The sequence below is a fragment of the Bifidobacterium parmae genome (assembly GCF_002860365.1).
In the GTDB taxonomy this organism is placed as follows: domain Bacteria; phylum Actinomycetota; class Actinomycetes; order Actinomycetales; family Bifidobacteriaceae; genus Bifidobacterium; species Bifidobacterium parmae.
In genome coordinates this window covers 20,814-42,452 of the sequence record NZ_NMWT01000011.1, presented here as the reverse complement: position 1 = coordinate 42,452, position 21,639 = coordinate 20,814, and the positions used below count along the sequence as shown (strand labels likewise).

The following is a 21,639-nucleotide window of genomic DNA, read 5'->3' as shown; positions in this document are numbered from 1 at the left end:
GAACGGGCGCAAGCCCTCAGCGGGGGTTATCCACACTATCCACAAGCCTTATTACGACTACTACTTACGTGTTCTCTTATCTCACCATCATCCTGAACGTCACCTTCCGCGCGAGCGAAGCGAGCGCGCGACCCATCGCCTAGAATGATTTCCAGCTCACGAAAACGCGAAAAACGTTCGCCACAACGCATCGTGCGGGATCCGTCGAAAGGATCCGTCCGGGAGAATCACGCGTGGCGAACGAAAACGACGAAAACGAACGAAAGCAGGCACCATGAAGGTCGAAGTCAACTCCTCCGCGCTGGCGGACGCCGTCGCGTGGACCACCAGGGTCATCGACGCCCGCCCGTCGAACCCGATCCTCGCCGGCATCCGGCTCGAAGCGGTCGACGGCACGCTGCAGCTGTCGGCGTTCAACTACGAGATCTCGGCGCGCCACCACATCGAGGCCGGCGTCGACGAGGCCGGTTCGGTGCTCGTGCTCGGCAAGCTGCTCGCCGACATCACCAAGTCGCTGCCCGGCGAGAAGACCTACCTCGCCACCGACGGCTCGACGATGACGATCACCTCCGGCAAGTCGACCTTCACGTTGCAGCTCATGCCCGAGGCCGAATACCCGGATCTGCCCGGAATTCCGGGCAAACTCGGCCAGGTCGACGCCCCGACCTTCGTGCAGGCGGTCACCCAGGCGTGCGTCGCGGTCTCCCGCGAGGAGAACCGCCCGGTCCTCACCGGCGTGCGCATGCAGTTCGACGGCGACAAGGTGATTATGACCTCGACCGACCGTTTCCGCCTGTCGCGCGCCAGCTTCACCTGGACGCCGAACGACATGGACGTGAACACGACGACGCTGGTGCGCGGTTCGCTGCTGCGCGACATCGCCCGTTCGCTCGACGAGCACCAGAACGTCGTCGTCGATTTCGACGTGGACTCCCCCTCGCTGCTCGGTTTCGAGAACGCCGGCCGCACCTCCACCTCGCAGCTCATCGACGGCGAGTTCCCGGCGGTCGACCGCCTGTTCGCCGACGACTACCCGATCCAGGCGGTGGTCGACCGCTCGAAGCTGATCGACGCGATCAAGCGAGTCGCGCTGGTCGCCGAGCGCAACGCCCCGATCCGCATGGTGTTCTCCGGCCAGGAGGTCACGCTGTCCGCCGGCGCGATCGACGAGGCGCAGGCCACCGAGGTGCTCGACATCGACATGGACGGCGACGACATCACCGTCGCGTTCAACCCGGCCTACCTGATCGAGGGCCTGAGCGCGATCACCGAACCGTTCATCCGCATGAAGATGACGACCGCGGTCAAGCCGGTCGAGTTCAACGGCCAGCAGGAGGCCGACTCCGACGAGTCGATGGACTACCGCTACCTGCTCGTCCCGATGCGCTTCAACAGCTGAACCGGCCGACCCGGAACGAGTCGGACCGGCGGCGCATGCAATACCGTTAGCGATATCGCAGATTCAGCCACCGCAACGAATATCATCACCGATACCACGGCCGGAGCTCCGCGCTCCGGCCTTCCCAATCCGAAAAGCCCCCGCGAACCGCACAGAACCGAACATCCCGGCGCGTGCCCCACTTCGCCCCACTCCCCCGCCCCACTCGGCCACCCGCCGATCCCCGCGCAATCACCCATCATCGAAAGGCCGCAATCCCATGTACGTCTCCCGCCTCGCGCTCGACCACTACCGCTCCTGGGGGCAGCTGGTGGTCGACTTCGCGCCCGGCGTCAACGTGCTCCACGGCGCGAACGGCCTCGGCAAGACGAACATCGTCGAGGCGGTCGAGGTGCTGTCCACCGGAACCAGCCACCGCACGTCGTCGTCGCTGCCGCTCGTCGAGCGCGGCGCGACGAAGGCCACGATCCGCGTGAACGTGACGGACGGCGACGGTCGCGCGGCGGGCGACGGCGACGCCGCGGCGCCCGCGCGCACCGTCACCTACGAGGCGACGATCGCGGCGCGCGGCGCGAACCGCGCACGCGTCGACGCCGGTCCCTCCCGCTACCTGCGCGACATCGTCGGCGAGGTGCCGTCCGTCGCGTTCACGCCGGACGACCAGCGTCTCGTCGCCGGCGACCCGGCCACGCGCCGCAACTTCCTCGACCAGGCGGGCGCGCTGCTCGTCCCGCGGTACGCGGAACGCCAGCAGCGCTTCACGCGCATCGCCCGGCAGCGCGCGACGCTCCTCAAGCAGCTCCAGAGCCGCGAGGGCGCGTTCGACGCGGCCCTGAGCGGACTGGAGATCTGGACCGGCCAGTTCATCGACGCGGGACTCGAACTGACGCGCGTGCGTGCGCGCATCGTCGACCGTCTCGCCGGCCCGTTCGCCGCGATCTACGCGCGGCTCGCGTCCGGGCGCGGCGAGGCGGGCCTCGCCTACGCGCCGTCGTTCGCCGAGGCCACGGCCGTTCCGGCCGGCCACGACGGCGACGCCGCGTTCGACCCGCGTCCCGCCATCGCCGCCCACTTCCAGCGCCTGTACGCAGGCGAGGTGGCGCGCGGCGTCAACCTCATCGGGCCGCAGCGCGACGACCTCGCCGTCACGCTCGACGGCGTCCCGGCGCGCGAGTTCGCGTCGAACGGCGAGATGTGGACGATGGCGCTGGCGCTCAAGATGGCGTTGTTCGAGGCGGTCGCCGACGAGCGCGGCGTCAGGCCCGTCGTCATCCTCGATGACGTGTTCGCGCAGCTCGACGAGTCGCGGCGCGAGCAGATCCTCGATTTCGCGATGCACCAGGACCAGGTGCTCATCACCGTCGCCGCCGCCGGCGACATCCCCGCGATGCCGGAGAGCGCGGCCGGACGCACGGTGAACGTCATCGACGTGGAGGATCTGCGGCGCGCGGCGGAGGCCGGCGACGCCGCGGCCGTCGCGACGGGCGGCGCGGGTGGCGGCGCGACGCCGGAAGCGGCGGCGACGCGATGAAGCCGCCGATCGCCGTGACGCTGAAACTCGACCCGCGCGAACTGCCGGCGCAGGTGTTCGAGCGCTACGCGGCGCGCGAATCGTCGCGCAAGGCGCGCGCCGCACGCGCCGAAGCCGCGTGGGAGAGCTTCGGCAAGCCCGGGCGCGACCCGGCCCGGCTCGGCGGCGTCGCGAACCTGATCGCGCGCAACGGCGACTGGATCCCGCACCTGAAGCTCTCCGAACTCAACAACCACTGGGACCGCGTCGTCGGACCCGCCATCGCGCAGCACTCGCACGTGATCGCCCTCAAGGACGGGGTGCTCACGATCGGCACCGAATCGCAGGTGTGGGCGACGCAGCTCACCTACCTGATCCCGCAGTTGGAGAGCACGATCCGGCGCAATCTGGAGGGACTGACGGTCGAACGGATCCGCGTGGTCGGGCCCGCCGCCGGATACACGCGCAAGTGGGCGCGGCGGCGGTAAGGGCGGCTCGGCGGCGGCGTGACGGGGTGACGGCGCCGCGATGGCGCCAGGTCGGCCGATATGCCCCTAAACGCGTTTCTACGGGGCGCTATGGCGTTCGTCGGCAAAAACGAGTAGAATTACCCGCAGTATGGCCGAAACGCTCCAAGGGCCCGTAACGGGCGATTTTGGGGCATAGGCCCGCGAAACAACCCTTCGCGTGAAGAACATGCAGGGAACATGTAGGAAGGAAGCCCTGTGGCGGATTCGTTGGACAATGCCGAGAGCAAGGAAGAACAGCTCAAGGCCGCGGACGAACACATCAACACCACCGAACTGCAGGAAGGCGAGCTCGACGAGTCGATGACCCCCGAGCACTACGACGCCTCCGACCTGAAGGTGCTCGAAGGACTCGAGGCGGTGCGCATCCGCCCGGGCATGTACATCGGCTCGACCGGCCCGCGCGGCCTGCACCACCTCGTGTACGAGATCGTCGACAACTCCGTCGACGAGGCGCTCGCCGGCTACGCGAGCCACATCGAGGTGTCGATCCTGCCGGACAACGGCATCCGCGTCGTCGACGACGGCCGCGGCATCCCGGTCGACATCGTGCCCGGCGAGGGCGTCTCCGGCGTCGAGACCGTCATGACCAAGCTGCACGCCGGCGGCAAGTTCGGCGGCGGCGGCTACGCGGTCTCCGGCGGCCTGCACGGCGTCGGCATCTCCGTCGTCAACGCGCTCTCCACGCGCGTCGACGTCGAGGTGCGCCGCCAGGGCTTCCACTGGACGCAGACGTACATCAACCAGCATCCGACCGACCGCCTCGCCAAGGGCGAGCCGATGACCGAAGGCGAGTCCACCGGCACGTCCGTCACGTTCTGGGCGGATCCGGCGATCTTCGAGACCACCGTCTACGACTTCGAGACGCTGCGCTCCCGCTTCCAGCAGATGGCGTTCCTCAACAAGGGCCTCAAGATCTCCCTCACCGACCTGCGCCAGGTCGACCAGGCGGGCGACGAGGTGGCCGGCGACGGCGACAACGTGGCCGAGGAGCTGCACCAGAGCGTCACCTACCAGTACGCGAACGGCATCAAGGACTACGTCGACTACCTCGTCAAGTCCCGCAAGGCGACGCCCGTCGAGGACGAGGTCATCAACTTCGACGCCGAGGATCTGAAGCTCGGCATCTCCGCCGAGATCGCGATGCAGTGGACCACCGCCTACTCCGAGGCCGTGCACACGTTCGCCAACACGATCTCCACCACCGAGGGCGGCACGCACGAGGAGGGCTTCCGCGCGGCGCTCACCTCGCTCGTCAACCGCTACGCGCGCGAGAAGAACATCCTCAAGGACAAGGACGAGAACCTGTCCGGCGACGACGTGCGCGAAGGACTCACGGCCGTGGTGTCCGTCAAGCTCACCACCCCGCAGTTCGAAGGCCAGACGAAGACCAAGCTCGGCAACTCCGAGGCGAAGACCTTCGTGCAGCGCGTCATGACCGACAAGCTCGGCGACTGGTTCGACGCGCATCCGGGCGAGGCGAAGAACATCATCCAGAAGGCCATCGAGGCGTCCCGCGCGCGCCTCGCCGCGAAGAAGGCGCGCGAGAACACGCGCCGCAAGTCGATCTTCGAATCGGCCGGCATGCCGGACAAGCTCAAGGACTGCCAGTCCTCGAACCCGGAGGAGTGCGAGCTGTTCATCGTGGAGGGCGACTCCGCAGGCGGCTCCGCGATCCAGGGGCGCAACCCGATCACGCAGGCCATCCTGCCGCTTCGAGGCAAGATACTCAACACCGAGCGCGCCAGCCTCGACCGCATGATGAAGTCCGACACCATCGAATCGCTGATCACCGCGGTCGGCGGCGGCTACGGCGAGGACTTCGACCTGTCGAAGGTGCGCTACCACAAGGTCATCATCATGGCCGATGCCGATGTGGACGGCGCGCACATCGCCACGCTGAACCTCACCCTGTTCTTCCGCTACATGCGCCCGATGATCACCGCCGGATACGTGTACGTGGCCATGCCGCCGCTGTACCGCCTCAAGTGGACCAAGGGCCCGCACGACTTCGTGTACACCGACTCCGAGCGCGACCGCGTGCTCGCCGAAGGCAAGGCGAAGGGACGCCAGCTGCCCAAGGGCGAAGGCATCCAGCGCTACAAGGGTCTGGGCGAGATGAGCTACCAGGAGCTGTGGGAGACGACCATGGACCCGGAGCATCGCGTGTTGAAGCAGGTGCAGATCGAGGACGCCGCCGCGGCCGACGAGACGTTCTCGATGCTCATGGGCGACGAGGTCGAACCCCGCCGCCTCTTCATCCAGCGCAACGCCCGCAACGCCGCCTGGATCGACGCGTAGTGCGGACTGCATCCCCGCATACGCGGGGATGCCGATCCTCCGGCCCCCTCTGACGAGGGGCTCCCGCGAAGCGGGCGGGGAAGAGACCGCGATGCCCTCCCCGCTCCCGCCGGCGGGAGCTGGCGCGCGCAGCGCGACTGAGGGTGGTCGTGCCGGCCCGGCACACGGACCACCCCCACCCGGCCCCGCCGGGAGCCCCCGCCGGCGGGGGCGAGACGACTTGACAGACAATTGAAGGAAGACCAGTGGCAGACGAGAACAACAACGATGAGGGCCTGAACGAGGGCCAGGTCGACGGCCAGCCGACCGGCGACGGCTCGATGGAGCCGTTGAGCCCGCAGGAGGCCGACAACACCGACTACGGTCTGATGACCGGCGAACGCATCCAGCGCAAGGACCTGCAGGTCGAGATGCGCGAGTCCTACCTTGCATACGCGATGAGCGTCATCGTGGACCGCGCCCTGCCGGACGTGCGCGACGGCCTCAAGCCCGTGCACCGCCGCGTGATCTACGCGATGTACGACGGCGGTTACCGCCCCGACCGCGGCTACAACAAGTGCTCCCGCGTCGTCGGCGACGTGATGGGCAAGTACCACCCGCACGGCGACTTCGCGATCTACGACACCCTCGTGCGCATGGCCCAGTCGTGGTCGATGCGCTACATGCTCGTCGACGGCCAGGGCAACTTCGGCTCCCCGGGCGACGACCCGGCCGCCGCCATGCGTTACACCGAGTGCCGCATGGCCCCGCTCTCGATGGAGATGGTGCGCGACATCGACAAGGAGACCGTCGACTTCGTGCCCAACTACGACGGCAAGACGCAGGAGCCGACCGTGCTGCCCGCGCGCTTCCCGAACCTGCTGTGCAACGGCTCGTCCGGCATCGCCGTCGGCATGGCGACGAACATCCCGCCGCACAACATGCGCGAGGTGGCGGACGGCGTGCACTGGGCGCTCGACCATCCGGACGCGAGCCGCGAGGAGCTGCTCGACGCGCTCATCGCCCGCATCAAGGGCCCCGACTTCCCGACCGGCGCGACGATCCTCGGACACAAGGGCATCGAGCAGGCGTACCGCACCGGCCGCGGCCTCATCACGATGCGCGCCGTCGTGAACACCGAGGAGATCAAGGGCCGCATGTGCCTGGTCGTCACCGAGCTGCCGTACCAGGTGAACCCGGACCGTCTCGTCGTCTCCATCCGCGAGGCCGTGCGCGACGGCAAGATCCAGGGCATCGCCGACATGCGCGACGAGACGTCCGGCCGCACCGGCCAGCGCCTCGTGCTCGTGCTCAAGCGCGACGCCGTGCCGAAGGTCGTCCTCAACAACCTGTACAAGCACTCCCAGCTGCAGCAGACGTTCGGCGCGAACATGCTCGCGCTCGTCGACGGCGTGCCGCGCACCCTCTCCCTCGACGCGTTCGTGCGTCACTGGGTCGCCCACCAGCTCGACGTGATCGCCCGCCGCACCGCGTACCTCAAGCGCGAGGCCGAGGAGCGCGACCACATCCTGCAGGGCCTTCTGAAGGCGCTCGACGCCATCGAGGAGGTCATCCGCCTCATCCGTTCCAGCCAGGGACGTGAGGATGCCCGTCCGAAACTCATGGAGTTCCTCGACATCGACCAGGTCCAGGCCGACGCGATCCTGTCCATGCAGCTGGTGCGACTGGCCAACATGGAGGCGCAGAAGATCATCGACGAGCACAACGAGCTCCAGCGCCGCATCGCCGACTACGCGGACATCCTCGCCAAGCCGGAACGCCAGCGCAAGATCGTCGGCGACGAGCTCGACGAGATCGTCGCCAAGTACGGCGACGACCGCCGCACGCGCATCCTGCCGTTCTCCGGCGACATGACCGAGGAGGACCTGATCCCCGAGGAGAACGTGGTCGTCACCGTCACGCACTCCGGCTTCGTCAAGCGGACCAAGGCCGACGAATACCGCGCGCAGCACCGCGGCGGCAAGGGCATCAAGGGCGCCAAGCTGCGCGAGGACGACGTGGTGGACCACTTCTTCCTCACCTCGACGCACAACTGGCTGCTGTTCTTCACGAACAAGGGCCGCGTGTACCGCCTCAAGGCGTATGAGCTGCCCGAAGGCTCGCGCGACTCGAAGGGCCAGCACGTGGCGAACCTGCTGCAGTTCGGCCCGGACGAGACCATCCAGGCCGTGCTGTCCATCCCGAACTACGAGGTCGCCAAGTACCTGGTGCTCGCGACGCGTTCCGGCAAGGTGAAGAAGACCGCGCTGTCCGAATACGATTCGCCGCGTCAGGGCGGACTCATCGCCGTGCGTCTCATGGCCGACGAGAACGGCGAGGCGGCCGACGAGCTGATCGGCGCCGCGCTGTGCAACGCCGAGGACGACATCATCCTCGTCTCCAAGCTCGGCATGAGCCTCAAGTTCGCCGCCGACGACGGCCAGCTGCGTCCGATGGGCCGCCAGACCGCCGGCGTGCAGGGCATGAAGTTCCGCGACGGCGACGAGCTGCTCGCCATGGACGTGGTGCCCTCCGAGACCGACAAGGATCTGCTCGTCGTCACGAACGAGGGCTTCGCCAAGCGTTCCGCGATCTCCGAGTACCGTCTCCAGGGCCGCAACGGCCTCGGCATCAAGGCCGTCCAGCTGGCCGAGGGCCGCGGCTCGCTGGTCGGTGCGGTCGTCGTCTCCGAGGACGATCAGGTGCTCGCCATCATGAAGTCCGGCAAGGTGATCCGCTCCGCCGTGGCCGAGGTCAAGCGCACCGGCCGCAACACGCAGGGCGTCACCCTCGCCAAGCCCGACAAGGGCGACGAGATCATCTCCATCGCGCGCAACGAGGAGAAGGACGACGAGGACCAGCCGGAGACCGTCGCGGATGCGACGAGTGCCGGCGCCGAAGCCCCCGCCGTGGCTGAGACCGGCGCGGAGACTGTGAACAACGAACCGGAGCAGGCGTAATCGTCTGCGAAGATTGCTAGTCTCGGCTAGAGATTCAGCGAATCGTGAAGGAGCAACATGAGCGACAACCAAGAAGAGCTGCACGAGGAGCCCGTGCCGGAAGTGAAGCTGCCTGAGCGGCCCGAAGGCGAGGCCGCCCCGGCCGAAGCCCCCGCCGTCGCCCCGGCGGACGGGCACGCGCCGCGCGTGGCCCGTTCCGTGTCCAACAAGCCGCTGATCGACGAATCCCAGGCCCGCGAGCACGCCGAATCCAAGGCGAAGGCGTCCGGCGGCATCAAGGTCCGTCCGGCCGTGCGCCGCGGCACGCCGCGCGCCCGTCGTATGAACCTGTCTCTCACGCGTCTCAACGTGTGGAGCGTGGCGAAGGTGTCGTTCATGATGTCCATCGCCGGAGCGCTCATCCAGATCGTCGCCGCGGCCCTTGTCTGGCTGCTGCTCAACGCGGTCGGCGTGTTCGACCAGATCACGCAGATCGTCGCCTCCACCGGCCTCAACGCGGACGGCTTCAACCTGGCGCAGGTGTTCTCCCTGCCCACCGTGCTGTCCGCCGTGACGATCTTCTCCATCGTCGAGATCGTGCTGCTCACGATTCTCGCCGTGGTGGTCGCCGCGATCTACAACGTCGTCAGCTCGCTCGTCGGCGGCGTTCACGTGACGCTCGGCGACGACTGATCGCCATCGACCGCGCTTTGCAAGGCCCGCTTCGGCGGGCCTTCGTCGTATCCGGGGCCGCATGACACGGTCCGGGGCCGTTTGACGGCGAGGTCAGGCGGACTGACGTTTGACGATGGATGTGGGCAGCAGTTCCACATGATGGGGCTCGATGGCGGTGCCGTGCAGCATGCGCAGCAGCGTCTCGGCCATCGCGCGGCCGTGCAGCTGCGAATCCTGCCTGACCGTGGTGAGCTTCGGGTTGACGAGCAGGGCGAGCGGCGAATCGTCGAATCCGGTGACGGCGATGTCGTCGGGAGTCGTGTACCCGAACCGGGCGAGCTGGTTGATCACGCCGATGGCGATGCTGTCGTTGGCGCATACGATGCCGTCGATCCGGTCGAGTTGCGGCTGGAACGCCACAGCCGCCATCTCACCGCTGGTGATCTCCCAATCATCCGCGTAGTAGACGCGGCGTTCGTCGTAGTCGTCGCCCACTGCATCCTTGAACCCGTCCAGACGATTGCCGGCTGTGGGCGAGTATCCAGGTCCGCACACATAGGCGAGACGCGTTCTGCCGTTGTCGAGCAGGTACCGTGTGATCGCGCGCTGGCCGTCCCTGTTGGCGAAGTCGATGGCCGGGTATGGCAGGTCGCCACGGTCGCTGATTTCGGAGCGCACGACCGGGCGTCGGACGTTCAGGAACGCGTTGGCGAGACTGTCGTCCTCGCTCAGCGAGAACAGCAGGTAGCCGTCGGCGAAATCGCTGTTGACGAGCTGGGTGATGCGCTGCGTCGACTCGTCGGAATTGGCGATGATGGTGACCATCTGGTATCCGGCGTCGCCGAGCACCTGGTTGGCGCCGACCATCGCCTCGGAGACGCTGGCCTGCACCATCGTCTCGTTCGACTCGACCTGGATGATGAGCGCCACGGTCTGCGTGCGCTGTCGCGCGAGCGAGCGGGCGGCCTTGTTCGGGGTGTAGTGCGACTGTTCGATGGCTGCGGCGATGCGTTCGGCGGCGTCCTTGGAGACGTGCTCGTTGCCGTTGAGATAGCGCGAGACCGTGCCGTAGGAGACGCCGGCGAGGCGTGCCACGTCGCGGATGGTGGGTTTCTTCGGTGCGGTTGCCATAGTGGACATCGTAGATGGCTGCTTCGTCGTCATAGGTCTTCCGTCCTTCGTGGCCGTCGTTCGTCTCGCCGGTGAAACGACACACAGGTTGTGACCGGTCACACACCAGTGTATACTACCGAAGCGTAACCGGTCACACGCCGATGATGGAGCGACGTGCGGCAGTACCCAAGGAAGGGACGGAAACCATGAAGTTCTCACTGAAGAAGACCGTGGCGGTGGTCGGAGCCGCCGCGATGCTCGTATCCGTGGCCGCATGCGGCGGATCGTCGAGCCAAGGCGCCGCGGGCGACGCGAACGGCGACGTCACGCTCAACCTGTGGGCATGGGAGCCCACGCTCAAGCCGGTCATCAAGGCGTTCGAGAAGAAGTACCCGAACATCACGATCAAGTTCAACAACACCGGCAAGGCGGACACCACCGTCACCTCGCTCAACAACGCGATCCAGGCCGGCAGCGGCATCCCCGACGTCGTCCAGCTCGAATACATGACCGTCCCGCAGTTCGTGATCGGCGAGCAGAGCCAGCTTGCGAACATCAAGGACAAGACCTCCGGCTACGACAAGTTCTACACGCCGGGCACCTGGAACTCGGTGAGCCTCAACGACGGCGTGTACGCGCTGCCGATGGACTCCGGTCCGCAGGCCATGTTCTACAACAAGGCCACGTTCGACAAGGCCGGCATCACCGAGGCCCCGAAGACGTGGGACGAGTACTACCAGGACGCCAAGAAGATCCGCGCCCTCGGCGACGACTACTACATCACCGCCGACGCCGGCGACATCAAGGTGATGACCGCGTTCCTGTGGCAGGCCGGCGCCAAGCCGTACGAGTCCAAGGGCGAGAACGTCACCATCAACTTCACGTCCGATCCGCAGGTGAAGACCGTCGCCGACTTCTGGCAGAAGATGATCGACGAGGACCTCATCAACACGAAGGTCGCCACGTGGGCCGACGAATGGAACCGCGGCATCGGTGACGGCACCATCGCCACCATCTTCGAAGGCGCGTGGATGCCCGCCAACCTGGTCTCCAACTCCGCGGCCGCCAAGGGCAACATGCGCGTCGCCCTCCAGCCGAACTGGGACGCCTCCAAGCCGTCCAACGGCGAGAACGGCGGCTCCGCGCTGGCCGTGACCGCCGCCTCCAAGAACCAGGACGCCGCGTTCAAGTTCATCGACTTCGCGAACCACAGCAAGGAAGGCATCAAGATCCGCACCGACGGCGGCGCCTTCCCGGCCGACAAGGCCACGCTCAAGGACGCCGACTTCCTCAAGGGCTCCGATGAGGTGCGCGCCTACTTCGGCGACCAGGCCTACAACGAGGTGCTCGCCGAGGCCGCCAACCAGGTGACCGAATCCTTCCAGTTCCTCCCCTACGCCGGCCAGGCCAACAGCATCTACGGCGACTACGTCGGCAAGGCCTACACGGACAAGTCCACCACGCTGGAGAAGGGCCTCGCGGCCTTCCAGAAGGCGCTCGCCAAGTACGGCAGCGATCAGGGCTTCACCGTCAAGCAGGGCTGACGCCGGTCACGCCCGTCCGGTTCAACCGGGGCGGTGCCTCGGCGCCGCTCCCCCTCCAGACTTCTCCTGAAGCTCCTTCACATCAGGCCGGGTCCCATTCCTCCGGGGTCCGGCCTCCTTCGTTATCACGGTTCCCTCCTTGGTTGGTCGCGGAACAACGAGCCAAACCAAGGAGGGAACCGTGATGGTTGTGGAGGGAACCGTGACGGTTGTGGACCGTCCGTGATTGTCACGCGCGAGGCTCACGCGGATTCGCGGATTACCAGATCGGTGGCGAGCATCACGGTCTTCGACGGTGCAGCGCCCGCATCATCCGTGTTCCCCGCGTCATCCGCGCTCGCGTTCCTGTCACCGTTCCTGTCACCGTTCTTGTCGGCATCGCGGATCTGGTCGATGACCAGTCCCGCCATCACCCATCCGCGACGCTCCATATGCTGATCCACCGTGGTCAGCTGCGGCGTGATCGACGTGGCCGCCGAACTGTTGTCGAACCCGGACACCGCCACGTCGCCGGGCACGTCGTACCCCAACCGGTGCAGCTCCTCGATCGCGCCCACAGCGAGCGTATCGTTCGCGCAGATGATCGCGTCACGCGTCGTCAACGTGCCGTCCTCCGCCCATGCGCGGACGGCCGCGGCGGCGCTCGTCGTATTCCAGTCCGCCGCGTAGTGGACGGGCAGGGAGTCGGCGCTGTCCGGCAGCAGCTCGCCGGTGACGGCTCGGAACGCGGCGAGACGCTCGGGGGCGCCCGGCATGTTCAACGGGCCGCAGATGTAGGCGGGGCGTGTGCGGCGCAATGCCGCCGTCGCGTCGCCGGCAGTGGTGTCCGTGGTGTCCGCATCATCCGCGTCACCGCCGGTGGAGTGCGTCTCCCCCGTCAACACGTACCGGATGAGCTCGCTCATCGCGGCGGCGTTATCGACATCCACCGACACGAACGGTGGCTGTTGATGGTATCCGGTGCCGGAGATCACCGCGTGCATCGAGCGGCGTTCGAACAGCGGGAGAAGCGGGTCATCCTCCTCCATCGTGTACAGCAGGTAGCCGTCCGCGAATCCGCCGGACACCAGCCGTTCGATATTGGCGCGCGACTCGCCGTCGTTCTCGCTCATCAACGTGACCATCTGCCATCCCTCACGCGTGACGCGCGCATTCGCGCTGGCGATGATCTGCATGATGTTCGGATCGGTGATGATGTCCTCGGATCGCGCGTGGATGATCAATGCGATGAGATGCGTGCGCTGCTGCGCGAGCGACCGCGCGGCCGCGCTCGGCGTGTAGTCGACGTCCTTGATCGCCTGCTCGATGCGTTTCGCCGTGCTCGCGGCCACGCCGCTGCGCCCGTTGAGATAGCGGGAGACCGTCGCATACGAGGTTCCGGCGCGCTCGGCCACATCGTAGATAGTGGGCCTGTGATTGAAATCATTCCGTTTCGCGCTCATACTGCTCCTCGCGTCTCGGTTGTCATCGCGGCAGTCTCGGTCCGCGTGGGCGTCGGTTGTGCGTCTCGCATACGGGAAATCATGCCGCTGCCGCCCATGATAACGATGGGGTGAAACCGTTGTCATCCCGCGCGTGTGGCCGGGCGGTTCCCATCGTTCGAGGAAGCGGAACCGCTATAGTGGGGCGCGATGCTTGGCTATTTGGGTTATTTCTCCACGTCGTTCGCAATCGCGCTGCTGCTGTGGCCGCTGGTCGCGCTTGTACTCACCTTGCCGATTCTCGCCGGCCTCTACCACCGATACCATCGCCTGCGCGCGCTGTCGGTCGGCGCGTCCTATCTGAGCGTGCTGTACTTCACCGGTCTCATCGCGTTCACGCTCTACCCGATGCCCGACGATCCGGACGCCTTCTGCGTGGCGCACGTGGGCGACTACGCGCCGCAGCTCAACCCGCTGCGCTTCCTTGAGGACCTCCAGTACGGAGGCCTGTACGGGCTGCTCCAGCTCGTTATGAACGTCGTGTTCTTCGTGCCGCTCGGTTTCGTGCTCGCCCGCTGGCTGCGCTGGCGCTGGTGGGCGGTGGTCGGCGGCGGGTTCGCCATGTCGCTGTTCATCGAATCATCGCAGCTCACCGGATTCTGGGGACTCTACCCGTGCGCCTACCGCCAGTTCGACGTCAACGATCTGATGACGAACACGCTCGGCGCGATCGTCGGCCTCGGCATCGCGAAACTGTTCGGCGCATGGGTGCCGGCCGCCGCGCTTCCGGGCCGCGACGAGGTGAATACGCGGCCGGGAGCGCTGCACCGCGCCGTCACGTTCGTCATCGACATGATGCTCGTTGTGGCCGCGTACTTCCCGCTCACGATGGCCGTCGTGCTGCTGTTCCACGCGCTCGCCACGCCGCTCGCGAACGGCGATTTCGCGCTGTTCGGCGGGCGCATCACGGTGGGCATCGGCTGGATGAACGCGATCGCGCCGACCGCGGCGGCGCTCGCGTTCCTCGTGTTCGAGCTGCTCGTGCCGCTCGCGCACCGCGGAGCCACGCTCGGTGGCATGTTCACGCATATGACCATCGAGACGGTGCCGCGGCATGGCGGCCTTCGCGTGGCGTTCTATGCGGTGCGCACGGTGGTGCTCGGCGTGCTGACGGTCATGGCGATCACCGGGTTCGTGGCGGCCGGATCGGCGGATATGTCCGGGGTTTCTGGAGTCTCTGGAGTCTCTGGAGTCTCTGGAGTCTCCGGGACGGATGGTGCTTCCGGGGCGTTGGCTTCGGACGGCGCCTCGGCCGTGGCCGCCGCCGCATCCGGTTCGTTGATGGCCGGCAACGGGCTGCTGCGCACCTCCATGATCGGCTTCATCATCCTGTTCGCCTTCGCCGTACTTTTCCGTCGTATGCCGTGGGACCTCATTCCGGGCGATACGGCTGGCGGTTCGGCGGGTGATACGACTGGGTGATATGTCTGGTGGCTCGGCGGGAGATACGGCTGCGGCGCCATACCGTAACGGGTGGGATTGACGGCGCTGATTTGACATGGGTGACCCGGCTGCGGCGCCATACCGGCGTGATGATCGGAATCGTCGGTTCTGTACCACCTCTGTCGGTTTCGTACCCGTCTCCGTCGGTTTCGTACCCGTCCGTTGGCTCCGTGCCGTCTCCGTTGGTTCTGTGCCGGTTGTGTTGCTTGCGTGCCAAGGCTGGCATGCTTCCTTCGTTGAAAGGCGTCTTACCGTCGCATCCGTGCCAAGCTTGGCACGCTCCCCTCGTTGGAAGGCTCTCGCCGTTGATTCCGTGCCAAATTTGGCACGGTGGTGCCGGATGGCCCCTCTTACGCGTTGGTTCCGTGCCAAGGCTGGCATGCTTCCGCCGCCAACGCTCCGTCAGCATCATATGCGTGCCAAGCTTGGCACGGAACCAACGCGTTTGGGGGAGGTTGCCGTTGCAAGCTAGTTTGTTCTAGTTTGCAGGACGGTCTTGCGGCCGTCCGCTCCAAGTCTGACGCCGGTCGCCCGGCTGCTTGGTTCGCACTTCGCGGGGGTCTGCCTTCCATCCTGATGGACGGCGGGTCTTGCGTCCCCTCCATGCGCGTTTAGGGTCTCCGGGGCACTCCCGGCGACCATGATGTTGATGGCCGCGTTCAGGTCACGGTCCAGGGTCAGACCGCATTTCTCGCAGTGGTAGGTGCGCTCGGCGAGGGAGAGCTTGGCTTTCACGCTCCCGCAGTCCGAGCACGTTTTGCTGGACGGATACCAGCGGTCGATCACATGCAGTCTTGTACCGGTTCTCGCGGTCTTGTATTCGAGTTGGCGTCGCAGTTCGGCGAAGGACGCGTCCTCGACGGCCTTGGCGAGCCGGTGGTTTCGGACCATGCCCGTCACGTTCAGATCCTCGATGCTGATGTCCGAGTATGTTCCGGCGAGCCAGGTGGTGAGCTTGTCCAGCAGGTCGCGCCGCTGGTTCGTGATGCGCGCGTGGATGCGGGCGACCTTGTTTCGCGCCTTGAGACGTCGCTTTGACCCCTTGGTCTTGCGGCTCAACGCTCTCTGCGCGCGTTTCAGCCGGCGTTCGGCCGTTCTGAGCGTGTGCGGGTTGTCGATGACGGTGCCGTCCGAGAGCGTGGCGAGCGTTTTGACGCCCAGATCGACGCCGACCGCCCCTCCCTGCGGGGTTCGTTTCGCCGTCGGGTCGGCGCGTTCGACGGTCAATGAGGCGTACCAGCGTCCCGCGCGGCACGAGACCGTCATGCGCAGCACCCTCGCCCCGTCCACGCGTCTCATTATGTCCTCCATGCAGTGCACGCGGCCGATACGCGGTAGTCGCAATGCTTTCGGGTCGTCCTTGACGAGGCCGAAGCTGCCGGTCGTGTACGCGAACCGTGGCGTGGCGCTGTCCTTCGCCTTGAACCTCGGGAAGCCGACCCTGCGTCCCCTCCGTTCGCCCTTGCGGCTTTTCGACCAGTTCGACAGGGCGTCCGCCAACGATTCAAGCCCGCTGCCGTACGCCTCCTTCGAGTTCTCCCGCCACCACGGTCTCCCGTCCGCATCCACGGCCAGCTTGTCCTTGTTCGCGTTCCACCAGCGGCGCAGCGCATACAGGGACCATTCCGGCCCCTCCCCGGCCTCGATGGCGGTTTTGACGTGGGCGAGGCCCGCGTTGTACGCGAACCGAGCCGCTCCCGCGTGCGACGACAGCAACCGTTCCTGTATGGGCGTCGGGTCCAACGCCACCTTGACGGCCTCAAGCATCATGCGCCGCCTTCAACGCGGCCTTCGCCTTGCTCCTCGCCGCGCGCCGCCCGTACAGTCGGGCGCACAACGAGGTCAATACCTCGGTCATGTCACGCACCAAGTCGTCGTCAAGCTCCGAATCGTCCACGACGATCAGTCGTCGTCCCTGCGCGTTCAACGCGGATTCGACCAGTCCGGCGTTCATACGGGCCAGACGATCCCGATGCTCCACGATGATCGTGCCCACGGTCGGGTCGGCGAGGATGCGGTTCAATTTGCGACGTTTGTCGTTCATGCCGGAACCGGTCTCCATGACCAATTCCGGTTTCTCGACCCCCATGTTGATGGCGAACGCCTTCAACCGGTCCGCCTGACGCTGCAAGTCGGCTTTCCGATCGGAGGACGAGACACGCGCATAGCACACGACGCGCGAACCGGTCGCCGGCATATCCGTCTTCTCATACTTCGGGTCGTGGACCAGCCACACGCTCCCGGATTTCTCCACGGGAACAGGCATACGGTTCTCACGGCACCACTTCCACACCGTCTGCTCGTTCAAACCCTCACGAGCCGCCCATTCCTTCGCACGCACAGGCAAATCATACCACACACCAACAAGGCAAAACAAACCAAAGCCTCAGCAGTTCACAACCCTTATAGGAGAATGGGGAATGCCTTTATGGGGGTTGCCTTTATGGGGAATGCCTTTATGGGGGTTGCCTTTATGGGGAATGCCTTTATGGGGGATGCCGTCTTTATGGGGCTGCTTCTATGGGGAAGCTGCCTTTATGGGAAGATTGCCTTGGCGAGGGGCTGCCGCGGTCACGGTGCCGGTGTCATGCCGCGACAGCGGCGGTGGATGTGAGGGCCTAGAGCCGCAGGGCGAAGTCCATGCGGTCCCCGATCGAGAATCATGATGTCGGGCGCGGTATCAAACCGGCCCCGGTAATTGCCGTATGATCGGAGACGAAGTCAAGATCACCTACAGGATCACCTATCCACATGGCCATATTCCTGTGGATCGTTCCTGCAAATGAAATGGCGGTCAGATCATGACGTCTTATCGTTGCCCGGATCCCGAAGATATCGGGCGGCTGTACGCGGTGATGGAACGGGAGCTGGGTCCCACTGATTGGTGGCCGGCGGATACGCCGTTCGAGATCATGGTGGGCGCGGTGCTCACGCAGAACACCGCATGGGGCAACGTCGACCGCTCGTTGAAGGCGCTGAAGGCGGCGGGCATGCTGGAGCCGCACGCCATCGCTGCTGTGGAACCGGATTCTCAGGCGTTGCAGGACCTGATCCGTTCGTCCGGCTTCTACCGGAACAAGGCCCGGACGCTACGGTCGCTGAGCCGCTGGTACGTCGATCGGTGCGGCGCCGATCCGGGTGGCGTCGCCGGCGTGCCCGACGACGCGCTGCGCGCCGAGCTGCTGTCGTTGTTCGGCATCGGGGGTGAGACCGCCGACGACCTGATGCTCTACGTGTTCTCCCGACGCGCGTTCGTCGCCGACACCTATGCTCGGCGTTTGTTCGCCTTCCTTGGGTTCGCCGTGCCGGCCGGGTATCCGGCGTTCCACAAGGCGTTCTCGCCCGTGGTGCTCGCCTCCGGGCTCGACGTCGCACAGCTTCAGGAGTTCCACGGCCTCATCGACGAGTTCGGCAAGGCCTACCGTGATGACCGGGCAAAGGCCGCTTCCTTCCTTGCCGGCTGGCGTTAGAGCCGACCGCGGTTTGTCGGTTCCCTGCGCCCATATCGCCGCGGGCGATCTGTATGCGGAGTCGTGGAGCGGTGCACCCGCTGGGTGGAGTGCGCCGCCGATTCCGTAGCGAAAGACGGGCCTATGCGTGTCGTTCGCTACAGAGCGGGGCGTGCCCGCGTGCCCTCACTCCCCGCCGGGGTGAAACTGCTGTTGAGATGCCCCGAAGGTTTGAACATGTAGTCTCACTTCCCTGCCGGGGTGAAGCTGCCCCGGACCACGAGCTTGGTGGAGAGGAACGTGTGGCGCTTGGTGTCGCCGCCGTAGCTCACCGATTCGACGAGTTGGCTGAGCGCGGTGTGCGCCATGGCCTTGAGGTCGATGGCATAGGTGGTCAACGGCGGTGACGTGTAGCGGGCGATCGACTGGTTGTTGATGGAGATGAGTTCCACGTCGCGCGGTACGACGATGCCGGCCTGCGTGAACTCCTGGAGCACGCCCACGGTGATCGGGTCGGCGCTCACGATGAAGCAGTCGGGCAGGTCTCCAACCTGTGCGATGATCCGTCGTCCGAGCTCGCGTCCGGTGGTCACACTGGTCTTGCCGCCCACGAAATACAATCCGGTCGTGTCAAGTCCGAGCCGTTCGCACCAGTTGCGGTAGGCCATCGAACGGCTATCCTCCGGATACTCGTAGTCGCCCATCGAATAGCCGTCGCCGCCGATGAATCCGATGCGCGTCATGCCGCGCCGGCGCGCCTCGGTGATCGCGTCGAGTACGGTCTGCGCGAGATCGGGCTGTACCGAATCGAACAGGTTCGGGGCCGGATTCACGTCGATGAACACGCCGTGCGGTAACGCGTCATGCAATCGGGAGAGGCTTTCGGCGGCGTGGATCTCCGGTCCGATGGAGATGAATCCGTCGTACTGGTCCGCCTCCTCGATGAGCCGGTCGATGTCGGAACGGAACGTGAGCGTGACGCGGCGCTGTTCGGCGGCGGCGAGAAGCACGTCGCGCAGTTCGGCGAAGTAGGCGTTCTGCAGTTCTTCGTCGTCGGCGAGCGAGGACAGCACGGCCACGTCACGCAGCGCCGGCATGCCTCCGCGGCGATCCTGCATGTCGTAGCCGAGGCGCTCGCTCACCTCGAGGATTCGTCGGCGGGTCTCCTCCTTGACGGAGAACGTCGGGTCGCCGTTGAGCAGACGGGAGACCGTCGCCGGTGAGAAGCCGGCCTGCTTCGCTATCTCCTTGATCGTGACCATGATGGTTGTTCAGTACGCTCCCTTGCGGAATCACAGGTAAATTCGTTTACTAATCCCATCAGATCGCACGGCGTCGCGCGCGGGCGCACCGGGCTCATCGATTGTCACGGTTCCCTCCCTCGTTAGCACGGTTCCCTCCTTGGTGTGCAACGGAAAACCGTGGCACACCAAGGAGGGAACCGTGAGAGTCTGGGAACCGACCGTGATCGACGGGGATCGAACCGACGTCACGCGGCCTTGACGGTAGGTACCTCGCTAGCCGAGCAACGCGGCCTTGGCGATCTCCTTGCCGTATTCCGGCTCGCCGTCGCCGCCCATGCCGGCCTCGAGTTGGCGCACGATGCGGGCATGCGCCTTCTCGCTGAGCTTCACGCCGAACAGGAACGTGAGGAAGCTGATCACGATGAACGCGAGCGGCATGTAGAACGCGAACCCCTTGAACGTGGCGATGTTCGCCGGGGTCATGTCGCCGGCCGTGGCCGTGCCGATCATGCCGGCGGCGACGGCCACGAAGCCGACGAATCCGTTGGACAACGCGCCGGCGATCTTGTCGAGCATCGGGCGCACGGAGAGCGTCACGGCCTCGTTGCGGCGGCTGGTCTTGAGCTGTCCGTATTCGACGGAGTCTTCGAGGCACAGGATGCCGGTCATCTGGATGAGCGTCTGCGGCGCGTAGAAGAGCACCAGCGCGGTGATGACGACCGTGATGTTGGTCGGCGCGATGATGAACAGCACGTAGGCGCATCCCATCATCGCGACGCCCGTGAGGAACACGGCCTTGCGTGGGACGCGGCGCGTGACGATCGGGAACAGCGGCGCGAGCAGGATGCCCGCCACGAACGGGATGATGCCGGTGATCGAGAACAGGTCGGAACGGTTGACGACGTATTTGAACAGGTACACCATCACGCCGCCGGTGGCCACGTTCGCGAACGAGTAGAACAGGTAGGCGAGGGCGGTCCACATCAGCTGGTCGTTGCGGCCGAGTGCCTTGAACGCCTGCAGCGGGTTGCCGTTCGCCTCGGCCTTCCTGCGCAGCGCGCTGTCGTTCTCCTTGACGCCGAAGCCGACGGTCCAGCAGGTGAGGATGCCGATGAGCGCGACGATGACGCCGAACGCGGTCCAACCGCCCTGCGTCTGCGTGGTGTGGTCCATCGCGAACATCGTGGTGATCGGGATGACGGCGATGGTCAGACCGTTGTAGCCGAGCGAGCCGAACAGCGTGCCGGCGGCGGTGTAGACGGAGCGTTCGTGCGAGTCGGAGGAGATGGCCGGCACCATGCCCCAATAGGAGATGTCACGCAGCGAGTAGAACACGTCGAGCACGATGAACACGATGACGAACGTGATGATGAACGCGGTGGTGTTGACGTTCACCAGGCCGAACATGCCGGTGAAGATGATGAGCAGCAGGATGGCGGAGACGGTGCCGCCGATGAACTGCCATGGGCGGAACCGGCCGATCCGCGTGGTGGTGTTGTCGACGAGGTTGCCGAGCAGCGGGTCGATGAAGATCTCGGCGATGCGGATGATCATCACGAGCGAGGTGATGACGCCGATGAGTTTGGCCGCGAGGGCCTTGTCGATGCCGGCGAACAGCGACGTGGTCGCGTAGACCACGAAGTAGGTGCTCAGCGCGTTGTAGAAGAGCGCTTGGCCGAAGTTGCCGAACGCGTAGGCGGCGAGACGCCCTTTGTGGATCGTTGGCGCGGTGGTCGTGGCGGTCGTGGCGGTCGTGGCGGATTGGTTCGGGTTCGGTGCTGCCGGTCGTTGCGGATCGGATTGCTGGGTTGATGGCGTATGCGTGGGTTCCGTGGGCGTGGCGGACATCCTGTGCCTTCTTTCGACGGTGAAGCCGCCCGGACGTTGTTGTCCGGACAGATGCGATTGAGTGTATCGCATTACTTGGAATAAGTAAAATCATAACTAAATATCGTTATAAAAACGGCTGTCGGTAAGGCGTGTCGCGAGTGTGTTGGCGTGCTGCCGGAGGTTGGTGTTGGTGGTGCGGTGTGTG

15 protein-coding genes are annotated in these 21,639 nt (G+C 65.8%); 9 read left to right on the top strand and 6 right to left on the bottom strand.

What is annotated here, in order from left to right; translation table 11 throughout:
- Nucleotides 1-274 precede the first annotated feature (274 nt).
- From dnaN to Uis4E_RS05135, 6 genes are all read left to right on the top strand, one after another.
- A complete protein-coding gene (gene dnaN / locus Uis4E_RS05160; RefSeq protein ID WP_101622152.1) occupies nucleotides 275-1,399 on the top strand; it encodes a DNA polymerase III subunit beta in 1,125 nt (374 codons plus the stop codon).
- A gap of 259 nt (nucleotides 1,400-1,658) precedes the next feature.
- A complete protein-coding gene (gene recF, locus Uis4E_RS05155; RefSeq protein WP_101622151.1) occupies nucleotides 1,659-2,930 on the top strand; it encodes a DNA replication/repair protein RecF in 1,272 nt (423 codons plus the stop codon).
- Nucleotides 2,927-3,397: a DciA family protein gene (locus Uis4E_RS05150; RefSeq protein WP_101622150.1), complete on the top strand. Its 471-nt coding sequence runs from the start codon at nucleotides 2,927-2,929 to the stop codon at nucleotides 3,395-3,397. The genes recF and Uis4E_RS05150 overlap by 4 nt, the downstream gene beginning before the upstream one ends.
- A gap of 237 nt (nucleotides 3,398-3,634) precedes the next feature.
- Complete coding sequence (gene gyrB / locus Uis4E_RS05145) at nucleotides 3,635-5,737, top strand: DNA topoisomerase (ATP-hydrolyzing) subunit B (protein ID WP_423734913.1); 2,103 nt, start codon at nucleotides 3,635-3,637, stop codon at nucleotides 5,735-5,737.
- Between the two features lie 245 nt (nucleotides 5,738-5,982).
- The gene (gene gyrA, locus Uis4E_RS05140) at nucleotides 5,983-8,676 is read left to right on the top strand and encodes a DNA gyrase subunit A (protein WP_101622149.1); all 2,694 of its coding nucleotides are present in this window, start codon (nucleotides 5,983-5,985) and stop codon (nucleotides 8,674-8,676) included.
- Nucleotides 8,677-8,733: 57 nt separating this feature from the next.
- Nucleotides 8,734-9,348 (top strand): DUF3566 domain-containing protein, encoded by a 615-nt coding sequence (locus Uis4E_RS05135; RefSeq protein WP_034525637.1) that lies wholly within the window; start codon nucleotides 8,734-8,736, stop codon nucleotides 9,346-9,348.
- Nucleotides 9,349-9,441: 93 nt separating this feature from the next.
- Here Uis4E_RS05135 and Uis4E_RS05130 read toward each other — a convergent pair whose 3' ends face one another.
- Nucleotides 9,442-10,461 carry a LacI family DNA-binding transcriptional regulator gene (locus Uis4E_RS05130; protein WP_423734915.1) on the bottom strand — a complete coding sequence of 340 codons (1,020 nt, stop codon included), beginning with the start codon at nucleotides 10,459-10,461 and terminating at the stop codon, nucleotides 9,442-9,444.
- Nucleotides 10,462-10,649: 188 nt separating this feature from the next.
- On the opposite strand from Uis4E_RS05130, the gene Uis4E_RS05125 reads away from it, so the two are divergent.
- Nucleotides 10,650-11,987, top strand: coding sequence for an ABC transporter substrate-binding protein (locus tag Uis4E_RS05125; RefSeq protein ID WP_101622148.1), 1,338 nt, complete (start codon nucleotides 10,650-10,652; stop codon nucleotides 11,985-11,987).
- 242 nt (nucleotides 11,988-12,229) lie between these two features.
- Here the strand turns inward: Uis4E_RS05125 and Uis4E_RS05120 are convergent, their stop codons facing one another.
- A complete protein-coding gene (locus tag Uis4E_RS05120; protein ID WP_165784856.1) occupies nucleotides 12,230-13,429 on the bottom strand; it encodes a LacI family DNA-binding transcriptional regulator in 1,200 nt (399 codons plus the stop codon).
- Between the two features lie 189 nt (nucleotides 13,430-13,618).
- On the opposite strand from Uis4E_RS05120, the gene Uis4E_RS05115 reads away from it, so the two are divergent.
- The gene (locus Uis4E_RS05115) at nucleotides 13,619-14,890 is read left to right on the top strand and encodes a VanZ family protein (RefSeq protein WP_101622146.1); all 1,272 of its coding nucleotides are present in this window, start codon (nucleotides 13,619-13,621) and stop codon (nucleotides 14,888-14,890) included.
- Nucleotides 14,891-15,379: 489 nt separating this feature from the next.
- Here Uis4E_RS05115 and tnpB read toward each other — a convergent pair whose 3' ends face one another.
- Nucleotides 15,380-16,678 (bottom strand): IS607 family element RNA-guided endonuclease TnpB, encoded by a 1,299-nt coding sequence (gene tnpB, locus Uis4E_RS05110; RefSeq protein WP_101622197.1) that lies wholly within the window; start codon nucleotides 16,676-16,678, stop codon nucleotides 15,380-15,382.
- Entirely contained in the window at nucleotides 16,671-17,252 is a 582-nt protein-coding gene (locus Uis4E_RS05105) for an IS607 family transposase (RefSeq protein ID WP_101622145.1), read from the bottom strand. Before Uis4E_RS05105 ends, tnpB begins: the two co-directional genes overlap by 8 nt.
- 460 nt (nucleotides 17,253-17,712) lie before the next feature.
- Between Uis4E_RS05105 and Uis4E_RS05095 the strand changes: the two genes are divergently transcribed.
- A complete protein-coding gene (locus Uis4E_RS05095; RefSeq protein ID WP_101622143.1) occupies nucleotides 17,713-18,381 on the top strand; it encodes an endonuclease III domain-containing protein in 669 nt (222 codons plus the stop codon).
- 224 nt (nucleotides 18,382-18,605) lie between these two features.
- Here Uis4E_RS05095 and Uis4E_RS05090 read toward each other — a convergent pair whose 3' ends face one another.
- A complete protein-coding gene (locus tag Uis4E_RS05090) occupies nucleotides 18,606-19,622 on the bottom strand; it encodes a LacI family DNA-binding transcriptional regulator (protein WP_101622142.1) in 1,017 nt (338 codons plus the stop codon).
- A gap of 255 nt (nucleotides 19,623-19,877) precedes the next feature.
- Nucleotides 19,878-21,452, bottom strand: a complete 1,575-nt coding sequence (locus Uis4E_RS05085; protein WP_101622141.1) for a glycoside-pentoside-hexuronide (GPH):cation symporter — start codon at nucleotides 21,450-21,452, stop codon at nucleotides 19,878-19,880.
- Nucleotides 21,453-21,639: the final 187 nt, after the last annotated feature.